11 protein-coding genes are annotated in these 9,626 nt (G+C 72.5%); 9 read left to right on the top strand and 2 right to left on the bottom strand.

Going from position 1 to position 9,626, the window contains the following annotated elements; genetic code table 11:
* Both AC07Y4_RS32055 and AC07Y4_RS32050 read left to right on the top strand, forming a co-directional pair.
* Positions 1 to 1,346: M16 family metallopeptidase (locus AC07Y4_RS32055; protein ID WP_495275636.1), on the top strand; the 1,346-nt coding region annotated here is incomplete at its 5' end.
* Positions 1,347 to 1,365: 19 nt separating this feature from the next.
* A complete protein-coding gene (locus tag AC07Y4_RS32050; RefSeq protein ID WP_495275635.1) occupies positions 1,366 to 2,730 on the top strand; it encodes a M16 family metallopeptidase in 1,365 nt (454 codons plus the stop codon).
* A gap of 7 nt (positions 2,731 to 2,737) precedes the next feature.
* On the opposite strand, the gene AC07Y4_RS32045 is transcribed toward AC07Y4_RS32050, so the two are convergent.
* Positions 2,738 to 3,649, bottom strand: coding sequence for a LysR family transcriptional regulator ArgP (locus AC07Y4_RS32045; RefSeq protein ID WP_495275634.1), 912 nt, complete (start codon positions 3,647 to 3,649; stop codon positions 2,738 to 2,740).
* Positions 3,650 to 3,728: 79 nt separating this feature from the next.
* Between AC07Y4_RS32045 and AC07Y4_RS32040 the strand changes: the two genes are divergently transcribed.
* The 7 genes from AC07Y4_RS32040 to pcp are packed head-to-tail and all read left to right on the top strand — an operon-like array spanning position 3,729 to position 8,767.
* Positions 3,729 to 4,364 (top strand): LysE/ArgO family amino acid transporter, encoded by a 636-nt coding sequence (locus AC07Y4_RS32040; RefSeq protein WP_495275633.1) that lies wholly within the window; start codon positions 3,729 to 3,731, stop codon positions 4,362 to 4,364.
* Positions 4,365 to 4,400: 36 nt separating this feature from the next.
* Positions 4,401 to 5,063, top strand: coding sequence for an RsmD family RNA methyltransferase (locus AC07Y4_RS32035; RefSeq protein WP_070061980.1), 663 nt, complete (start codon positions 4,401 to 4,403; stop codon positions 5,061 to 5,063).
* A 43-nt stretch (positions 5,064 to 5,106) separates the two neighbouring features.
* The gene (gene coaD / locus AC07Y4_RS32030; protein ID WP_062481439.1) at positions 5,107 to 5,610 is read left to right on the top strand and encodes a pantetheine-phosphate adenylyltransferase; all 504 of its coding nucleotides are present in this window, start codon (positions 5,107 to 5,109) and stop codon (positions 5,608 to 5,610) included.
* Positions 5,611 to 5,650: 40 nt separating this feature from the next.
* Positions 5,651 to 6,298 carry a 5-oxoprolinase subunit PxpB gene (gene pxpB / locus AC07Y4_RS32025; RefSeq protein ID WP_495275637.1) on the top strand — a complete coding sequence of 216 codons (648 nt, stop codon included), beginning with the start codon at positions 5,651 to 5,653 and terminating at the stop codon, positions 6,296 to 6,298.
* On the top strand, positions 6,295 to 7,293 hold the full coding sequence (locus AC07Y4_RS32020; protein ID WP_495275632.1) for a 5-oxoprolinase subunit C family protein: 999 nt from the start codon (positions 6,295 to 6,297) through the stop codon (positions 7,291 to 7,293). Before pxpB ends, AC07Y4_RS32020 begins: the two co-directional genes overlap by 4 nt.
* A gap of 56 nt (positions 7,294 to 7,349) precedes the next feature.
* Positions 7,350 to 8,090, top strand: a complete 741-nt coding sequence (gene pxpA / locus AC07Y4_RS32015) for a 5-oxoprolinase subunit PxpA (RefSeq protein ID WP_070061982.1) — start codon at positions 7,350 to 7,352, stop codon at positions 8,088 to 8,090.
* A 5-nt stretch (positions 8,091 to 8,095) separates the two neighbouring features.
* Complete coding sequence (pcp, locus tag AC07Y4_RS32010) at positions 8,096 to 8,767, top strand: pyroglutamyl-peptidase I (protein ID WP_495275631.1); 672 nt, start codon at positions 8,096 to 8,098, stop codon at positions 8,765 to 8,767.
* Positions 8,768 to 8,776: 9 nt separating this feature from the next.
* Here pcp and AC07Y4_RS32005 read toward each other — a convergent pair whose 3' ends face one another.
* A complete protein-coding gene (locus tag AC07Y4_RS32005; RefSeq protein WP_495275630.1) occupies positions 8,777 to 9,487 on the bottom strand; it encodes an alpha/beta fold hydrolase in 711 nt (236 codons plus the stop codon).
* Positions 9,488 to 9,626 lie beyond the last annotated feature (139 nt).

Below are 9,626 nucleotides of genomic sequence, written 5' to 3'. Positions count from 1 at the left end.
CTCCCGCCGCGTCGACCCCTGCCGCCGCGGCCCCGGGCCCCCAGCAATTCACCCTCGCCAACGGCATGACCGTGATCGTGCAGACCGACCGGCGCTCGCCGACGGCGGTGCAGATGGTCTGGGTGCGGGTCGGCTCCATGGACGAGGTCGACGGCACCACGGGCGTGGCGCACGTGCTGGAGCACATGCTGTTCAAGGGCACGAAGAGCGTGCCGGCCGGCGAGTTCTCGCGCCGCGTCGCGGCGCTGGGCGGCCAGGAAAACGCCTTCACCATGCGCGACGCCACCGGCTACTACCAGCAGATCCCGGTCGGCAGCCTCGAGCAGGTGATGAAGCTCGAATCGGACCGCTTCGCCAACAACCAGTGGCCCGACGACGAGTTCAAGCGCGAGATCGAGGTGGTCAAGGAAGAGCGCCGCCTGCGCACCGACGACCAGCCGCGCGCCCTGCTCGGCGAGCAGCAGAGCGCGGCCGTCTTCACCGCGTCGCCGTACCGCCGCCCGGTGGTGGGCTGGATGAGCGATCTCGAATCGATGACGCCCGCCGACGCGCGCGCCTTCTTCCAGCGCTGGTACGTGCCGGCCAACGCCGTGCTCGTGGTGGCCGGTGACGTCGACGTGGCGCGCGTGCGCGCGCTGGCCGAGAAGTACTACGGCAGCATCCCCGCGCGCGCCGTGCCGGAGCGCAAGCCGCGCACCGAGCCCGCGCAGCGCGGCATCCGCCGCCTCGAGTTCAAGGCCCCGGCCGAGCAGGCATACGTGTCGCTCGCCTTCCGCGTACCGCAGCTCACGAACATCGACGACGCCAACAGCGACGCCTGGGCGCTGGTGGTGCTCTCGGCCGTGCTCGACGGCTACGCCGGCGCGCGGCTCGACCGCGCCCTCACGCAGGGCCCCGGCCGCGTGGCCGATTCGGCCGGCGCGTACGCGGGCTTCATCGGCCGCGGTCCGCAGCTGTTCATGCTCGACGGCGTGCCGGCTGCCGGCAGGACTGCCGAGACGGTCGAGGCCGCGCTGCGCGCCCAGGTGGCGCGCGTGGCGAAAGAGGGCGTCGGCGAGGCCGAGCTGGCCCGCGTCAAGACGCAGTGGGTGGCGAGCGAGACCTACAAGCGCGATTCGGTGATGGCGCAGGCGCGCGAACTCGGCAGCAACTGGATCCAGGGCCTGCCGCTGGACGCCAGCGAGCGCATCGTCGCCCGGCTGCAGGCCGTGACGGCGGCGCAGGTGCAGGCTGTGGCCGCCAAGTACTTCGGCGACGACCAGCTCACGGTCGCCACGCTGCGGCCCCTGCCGCCCGAACCCAAGCGCGGCCGCGGCTTCGCCGCCCCCGTGGGCGAGATGCGCTGAAAGGCACCGGATTCCCCTCATGAAGAACCTCCACAAGATTGCAAGCACCGCCCTCCTGGCGGGCATCACCGCGCTGTTCGGCATGGGCAGCGCGCAGGCTGCGCTGCCCATCCAGCACTGGACGCTGGCCAACGGCGCCAAGGTGTACCTGGTGTCGACGAACGCATTGCCGATCGTCGACGTGCAGATCGACTTCGACGCCGGCAGCCGGCGCGACCCGGCCGCGCAGGCCGGGCTGGCCAGCACCAGCGCCGCGATGGTCGAGAAGGGCGTGCGCGCCGGACGCAACGGCGAGCCCGCGCTCGACCAGAATGCGCTGGGCGAGGCCTGGGCCGACCTGGGCGCCAGCTTCGACGTGAGCGCCGGCACCGACCGCACCAGCTACACGCTGCGCACGCTGTCCGACCCGGCGCTGCTGACCAAGGCCGTGGCGCTGGCCGCGCGCGAGATCGGCGAGCCCTCGTTCCCCGACGACATCTGGCCGCGCGAGCGCGAGCGCATCAACGCCGCCATCAAGGAAGCCAACACCAAGCCCGCCACCGTCGTCGGCCGCGCCTTCGCGCAGGCCGTGTACGGCACGCATCCCTACGGCCAGGAAGTGACCGAGGCCACGCTGGCGCGCATCGACACCGCCGCCATGCGCCAGCGCTACGAGCAGCTGATCCTGCCGTGCCGCGCCAAGCTCAGCATCGTGGGCGCGGTCACGCGCGCCGAGGCCGAGGTGCTCGCGACCACGCTGCTGTCGCGCCTGCCCAGCCCCGCCGCCTGCGCACCGCTGCCGGCCATCGCGCCGGTGGTGGCGCTCACGGCACCGAAGGACGAGCGCATTGCGTTCGACTCGGCGCAGGCCCACGTCTTCATCGGCCAGCCCGGCTACCCGCGCCAGGACCCGGACCACTTCGCGCTCACGCTCGGCAACTACGTGCTCGGCGGCGGCGGCTTTGTCTCGCGGCTGACCGAAGAGGTGCGCGAGAAGCGCGGCCTGGCCTACAGCGTGTACAGCGGCTTTGCGCCGGGGCTCGACGCGGGCGCCTTCCGCATCGGCTTCCAGACCCGGCCCGACCAGGCCGAGGCGGCGACGAAGGTCTCGCGCGACGTGCTCGCGAAGTTCGTGGCCGAAGGCCCGACCGAGAAGGAGCTGAAGGCCGCCAAGGACAACCTGATCGGCGGCTTCCCGCTGCTGCTGGACAGCAACCGCAAGCTGATCGGCAACGTCGCCAACATCGCCTGGTACGGCCTGCCGCTGGACTACCTCGACACCTGGACCGCGCGCATGAACGCCGTCACGGCCGCCGACATCCAGGCCGCATTCGCCCGCAAGCTGCAGCCGCAGCGCATGGTGACGGTGGTGGTGGGCGGCAAGCAGGCCGCCGCGGCGCAGTAAGAAAAGTTCAGGCCAGCGCGTGCGGCCCGCTGCGCGCGGCCTCGCGCACCGCGGCGCCGAGCTGCGCCAGCAGGCGCGGCGCCGCGCGGGCGTGCTGCCAGTACAGCGGCACCGGCAACGTCGCGCTGGGCACCAGTTCCACCAGCGTGCCGTCGCGCAGCGCATCGGCCACCATGCTGGTCGGGTGCATGCCCCAGCCGATGCCGCGGCAGGCCGCCTCCACGAAGGCGGCGGGCGAGGGCACCCAGTGGCGCGGCGTCTCCACGTTGCGGTGGCAGATGCGGCGCACCCAGCGCGCCTGCAGCCGGTCCTTGCGGTCGAACACCAGGTTCGGCGCGGCGGCCAGCGTGCGCGCGCCCACGCCCTTGGCGAAATAGCGTTCCACGAAACCGGGGCTCGCGGCGGCCACGTAGTGCACCGTGCCCAGCGCCTCGCTGTTGCAGCCCGTGACCGGCTGGGCCAGCGCGGTCACGGCCGCCAGCACCGCGCCGCTGCGCAGCCGCTCGGCCGTGTGGTCCTGATCGTCGGCCGTGAGGTCGAGCAGGGCGTCGGGCGCCTGCGCGGCGAAGGCGGCGGCGCCCGCCATGAACCAGGTCGCGAGGCTGTCGGCGTTGACCGCCACCCGCACCGTGACCCGCTCGTGCGCCTCGCCGCTGCCCATGTCCAGCGCGGGCAGGGCCTCGCGCAGCTCGTGCTCCAGCATGCCCACGCGCTCGACGTGCCGGCACAGCTGCAGGCCGGCCTCGGTCGCCACGCAGGGCTGGCCGCGCACCAGCAGCGCGCCGCCGGTGCGCTCCTCGAGCAGCTTCACGCGCTGCGACACCGCCGAGGGCGTGACGTGCAGCGCGCGGGCGGCGCGCTCGAAACTCCCTTCGCGCACCACGGCGGCAAGGGCGTGCAGGGCGGCGTAGTCGAGCATGGTGGTGAATGAAGTAAAACTGAATCGGCGTTAGAAAGTTTAGTTTGATTGAATTGCCTGCGGACGGCAAGCTCGGACCATGACCGCCGTTCACGCCTCCACCGCTTTCCTCAACGGGCTCTTCATGAGCCTGGTGCTCATCGTCGCCATCGGTGCCCAGAACGCCTACGTGCTGCGCCAGGGCCTGCGCCGCGAGCATGTGAGCGCGGTGGTGCTGTTCTGTGCCGTCTGCGACGCGGTGCTGGTCGCCGCCGGCGTGGCCGGCATGGCGCAGGCGCTGAAGGGGCGGCCGATGCTGGCAACGCTGCTCGCGGGCTTCGGCGCGGCCTTTCTCTGCGGCTACGGCCTGCGCGCGCTGTGGCGCTCGCGCCAGCCGGGCGCGCTGCAGACGGTGGCGCAGGGCGCCTCGCGCTCGCGCGCCGCGGTGGTCGCGCAGGCCGCCGGCTTCACGCTGCTGAACCCGCACGTCTACCTGGACACCGTGCTGCTCGTGGGCACGGCCGGGGCGCAGTACCCGGGCCTGCTCAAGGCCTGGTTCGTGGTCGGGTCGACGCTGGCCAGCGTGCTGTGGTTCACCGCGCTGGGCTTCGGCGCGCGCCTGCTGGCGCCGGTGTTCGCACGGCCGCGCGCCTGGCAGATGCTCGATGCGCTCATCGGCGGCACGATGCTCGTGCTGGCGGTGCTGCTGGCGCGTCGCGCGTTCATGGGCTACTGAGTGAAGGGGGGCCAGCTGCAGCGTTAAGCTCGCCGCATGCCCCAGAAGCCCCCGAAGAAGAACGCCGCCGCGCCCATTGCGCGCGCCCCCGCCGCCAAGCGCCCGTCGCGGCCCAGCGAGGTCCGCATCATCGGCGGCGAATGGAAGCGCACCCGCCTGGCCGTGGCCGACAAGCCCGGCCTGCGCCCCACGCCCGACCGCGTGCGCGAAACGCTGTTCAACTGGCTCGCGAGCCTGGCCGGCGTGGGCGGCGGTGCCTTGCCGGGCTGGCACTGCATCGACGCCTTCGCGGGCACCGGCGCGCTCGGCCTCGAAGCCGCCTCGCGCGGCGCGGCCCACGTGCTGCTGTGCGAGCAGGACGCCGCGCTGGTCGCCCAGCTGCAGGCCGCCAAGGCCAAGCTCTCGGCCGAGGCCGTGCGCGTGGAGCGCGGCAACGGCGTCACCGCGCTCGAACGCGCGGCAGCGGGCAGCCTGCAGGCGGTGTTTCTCGATCCGCCCTTCGACAACCTCGCGCTGTACGAGCCGGCCCTGCGCGCCGCCGCGCGCGCGCTGCACGCCGACGGCGCGATCTACCTCGAGGCGCCGCGCCGCTGGGCCGCCGAGGAGCTCGCCGCGCTGGGCCTGGCCGAATTCCGCTACCTGAAGGCCGGCGCCGTGCATGCCCATCTGCTGCGCCGCGCTGTGTCCGTGCCTGCATAATCCGCCGGACAAGCCGCACCGGCAGCATGAGGAAGAAGCAACCATGGCCAGCAACGTGATCGCGGTTTATCCCGGCACTTTCGACCCCATCACCCTCGGTCACGAGGACGTGGTGCGGCGTGCAACCCAACTCTTCTCCAAGGTGATCGTCGCCGTCGCGGCGGGCCACCACAAGAAGGCGCTGTTCACGCTCTCCGAGCGCATGGACATGGCCCGCGAGGCCGTGAAGCCCTACAGCGACCAGGTCACGGTCGAGAGCTTCTCGGGCCTGCTGCGCGACTTCGTCGTCGCGCGCGGCGGCAAGGCCATGGTGCGCGGCCTGCGCGCCGTGACCGACTTCGACTACGAGTTCCAGCTCGCCGGCATGAACCGCTCGCTGATGCCCGACGTCGAGACCGTGTTCCTGACCCCGAGCGACAAGTACCAGTTCATCTCCAGCACCTTCGTGCGCGAGATCGCCATGCTCGGTGGCGAGGTCAACAAGTTCGTCTCGCCGAACGTCGAGCAGCAGCTCACGGCCAAGGTTCGCAGCCTCGGTAGGGAATGAGCCCGCTCCCAGGCTTCGCGCTGAGGTGAGCGCCACCCCCTTGCCCCGCCTGCATCCGCTGGGCGATGCGGCGCTGGTGTGCGACCTGCCTGCACCCGCCACGCTGGCGCAGCAGCAGCGCATCTGGGCGCTGGCCGCCGAGGTGCTGGCCTGGCCCGGCGTCGGCGAGGCGCTGCCGGGCATGAACAACCTCACGCTGACCTTCGACCCGACCGCCGTGGCGTTCGAGGAACTCGCGGCGCGCGTGCTCCAGGCCTGGCCGGGGCTCGCGGCCCATGGCGCCGAGGGTCGGCGCATCGAGATTCCCGTGGCCTACGGCGGCGAGCACGGCCCCGACCTGGCCGACGTGGCGGCCCACACCGGGCTGTCGGCGGCCGAGGTGGTGCGCCGCCACAGCGGCGGCGACTACGTGGTCTACCTGCTCGGCTTCCTGCCGGGCTTCGCCTTCATGGGTGGGCTGGCGCCCGAACTCGCGACACCGCGCCGCGCCGAACCGCGCACCGCCGTGCCCGCGCGCTCGGTGGGCATCGGCGGCGAGCAGACCGGCATCTATCCGCTGGTGTCGCCGGGCGGCTGGCAGCTCATCGGGCGCACGCCGCTCGAGCTGTTCGATCCCTCGGCAGAGTCGCCCACCTTGCTGCGTCCGGGCGACCGCGTGCGCTTCGTCGTCGAAAGCCTGCAGACATGATCCTCGTGCGCAAACCCGGCGTGCATGCCTCGGTGCAGGACCTCGGGCGGCCCGGCCTGCGCCAGCTCGGCATCTGCCCGGGCGGTGCGCTCGACATGCTCGCGCTCACGCTGGCGAACCGGCTGGCCGGCAACGCCGACGCGGCGGCGGGCATCGAATTCACCATGGGCGGCTGCGAGCTGCAGTTCGAAGTCGACACCCGCATCGCGCTCACCGGCGACGACTTCGGCGCCACGCTCGACGGCGTGTCGCTGTGGCCTTGCTGGAGCGTGCCCGTGCGAGCCGGCCAGACGCTGCGGCTCGCTGGCGCCAACGCACCCGGCACGGCGAAGGCCGGGCTGCGCAGTTGGCTCGCGGTGGCCGGCGGCATCGACGTGGCGCCCGTGCTTGGCTCGCGCAGCACCGACCTCAAGGCCGGCTTCGGCGGCCACGAGGGCCGCGCGCTGCGCAAGGGCGACCGGCTCGCGCTGGGCGCTTCGCGGCTCGGTGCAGACCAGAACACGCGCCGTCCCTTCGGCCTGCGCGCGCCCGACTGGGGCACGGCCGAGCCCGACGGCGCGCTCGCGCTGCGCGTGCTGCCCGGCCCCGAGTTCGACCTGTTCACGCCCGACGCGCAGGCGCTGCTGTGGAGCGAGCGCTGGCGCATCACGCCGCAGAGCAACCGCATGGGCAGCCGGCTCGCCGGCGCCGAGCTGCAGCGCAAGGCGGGTGGCGACATGCTGTCGTCCGGCGTGATCCCCGGCACGATCCAGGTGCCGCCTTCGGGCCAGCCGATCATCCTCATGGGCGACGCGCAGACCACCGGTGGCTACCCGCGCATCGGCGTGGTGATCCGCGCCGACCTCTGGAAGCTCGCGCAGGCGCCGCTCGGCGGCCGGCTGCGGCTGGTGCGCACCGACCTGTCGCACGCGCTCGCGGCCTGGGCTGCGCAGCAGCGCTACCTGGCGCAGGTGGCGCAGGGGCTCGCCGCTGCGGGCTGGCCCGGCGCGGCCTAGACTGTTGGGGAGCGCAGGTCGTTTTCGCACCTGCCCCACGAGACGGAGAACATCCCATGCAGATCGACCTCAACGCCGACCTCGGCGAAGGCGCCGGCAGCGACGAAGCGCTGCTCGGCCTCGTGAGTTCCGCCAACATCGCCTGCGGCTGGCACGCGGGCGATGCCAGGACCATGCAGCAGTGCGTGCGTTGGGCCATGGCCCACGGCGTGGCGATCGGCGCGCATCCGAGCTTTCCCGACCGCGAGAATTTCGGTCGCAGCACCATGCACCTGCCGCCCGAGGAGATCGTGGCGAACGTGCTCTACCAGGTCGGCGCGCTGGCCGCGATCGTCAAGGCCGAAGGCGGCCGGCTTGCGCACGTGAAGCCGCACGGCCAGCTCTACAACCAGGCGGTGAAGGAGCCCGAGCTGGCCGAGGCGCTGTGCGAGGCGGTGCGCCGCTTCGACCCTTCGCTCAAGTTCTTCGGCCTGGCCGGCAGCAACATGATCGACGCGGCCCGCCGTGCCGGCCTGCAGCCGGTCGAAGAGGTGTTCGCCGACCGCGGCTACATGCCCGACGGCAGCCTCGTGCCGCGCAGCCAGCCCGGCGCGCTCATCGAGAGCGAAGAACAGTCGCTCGCGCAGACGCTGTCGCTGGTGCGCGACCACCGCGTGGTCGCCATCGACGGCAGCACCGTGCCCGTCAACGCCCAGAGCGTGTGCCTGCACGGCGACGGCGCGCATGCGCTGGCCTTCGCGCGGCGCATCCGCGAGCGGCTGCAGCAGGAAGGCATCGACGTTCGCGCGATGGCCTGAACAGGATGCCGACGAAGCGCGCTTCTCCCACGGTCTTGCTGACGGGCTTCGAGCCCTTCGAGCAGGAGCTGCTCAACCCATCCTGGGAGGCAGTGCGCTCGCTCGACGGCTGGCAGTGCGGCCGCGCCACCGTGCATGCGCGCCTCGTGCCCTGCGTCTTCGGCGAGGCGCTCGCCGCACTCGACCGCGCGATGGACGAGCTCCAGCCGACGCTGGTGATCTGCATCGGCCAGGCCGGTGGCCGCGCCGAGTTCACGCCGGAGCGCATCGCCATCAACGTCGACGACGCCCGCGTGCCCGACAACCTCGGGCGCCAGCCGATCGACGTGCCCGTGGTGCCCGGCGCGCCGGCAGCCTACTTCTCGAGCCTGCCCGTGAAGGCCATCGTGTGTGAGCTGCGCGCGGGCGGCGTGCCGGCCTCGGTGTCGAACAGCGCGGGCACCTTCGTGTGCAACCACCTCTTCTACGGGCTGATGCACCGCCTCGCGACGCATCCGTCGGCGAAGGGCGCGCGCGGCGGCTTCATCCACATTCCCTACCTGCCCGCGCAGGCGGCGCGCTTTCCGGGCGCGCCCAGCATGGCGCTGGAGATGCTGGTCGATGCGCTGCGCATCACCGTGAAGACCGCGCTGGCCGTGAAGCAGGACGTCGCGGAAACCGGCGGCCAGCTGCACTGACCGGGGCTCTCAAGCGCGGGGGAAGTGCCTGCCCAGCCAGGCGTTGAGCGCCGTGTTGACGAACGCAGGCTTCTCCATCGTCAGCATGTGGCCGCACTGCGGCACCCACACCACCTCGGCGCGCGGCAGCAGCGCCGCCATCTCGCGCGTGCATTCGGGCGGCGCGAGGCGGTCGTCGTCGCCGCACATCAGCAGCACCGGCGCGCGCAGCAGGGCCAGGTGCGTGCGCGCGTCGGGGCGGCGCATCACGGCGTGGTTCTGGCGGATGAGCTGGGCCGCGCCGGCGCCGAGCACGATGTCCAGGTAGCGCTGCACCAGCGCGGGGTTGGCGGCCTGCGCGGGATGGAAGGCGAAGGCCACGTTGGGCTCGATGATCTCGCGCACCTCGCCGCGCTCGAACCATTCGATGGCGCCTTCGCGCAGCGCGAACATGTCGGGCGTCTCGGGCCGCGCGCTGGTGCCCAGCAGCATCAACCCGGCGATGCGCTCGGGCGCCTGGCGCGCCGCTTCCATCGCGACCATGCCGCCCATCGACGCACCGCACAGCACCAGCGGGCCGTCGTGCTCGCGCAGCACGGCGCTGGCCATGCCTTCGATGGTGTCGTGGCGCGTCTGGACGTCGCTCACGCAGGCGCCGAAGGCGGCGGGAAGTGCGGGCAACTGGGCCTCCCAGAGGCGTTCGTCGCAGGCAAGGCCGGGCAGCAGGACAAGATGGGGCATGGGCCGATTTTGCGCGATCGGACGCGCCCGACGCACGGCCCGTACGCGGTGGCGACCGTGCAACAGCGGGTTGGCACGAAGCCGCCGTGTCATGCACTCGGGGGACAATGCATGCAATGTCCACCACCACCCCCGACTC

The organism is Variovorax sp. GW460-12-1-14-LB1 (assembly GCF_059423605.1).
Note: the sequence above shows the minus strand (reverse complement) of the source record. Positions and strands in the feature narration are given on the sequence as shown.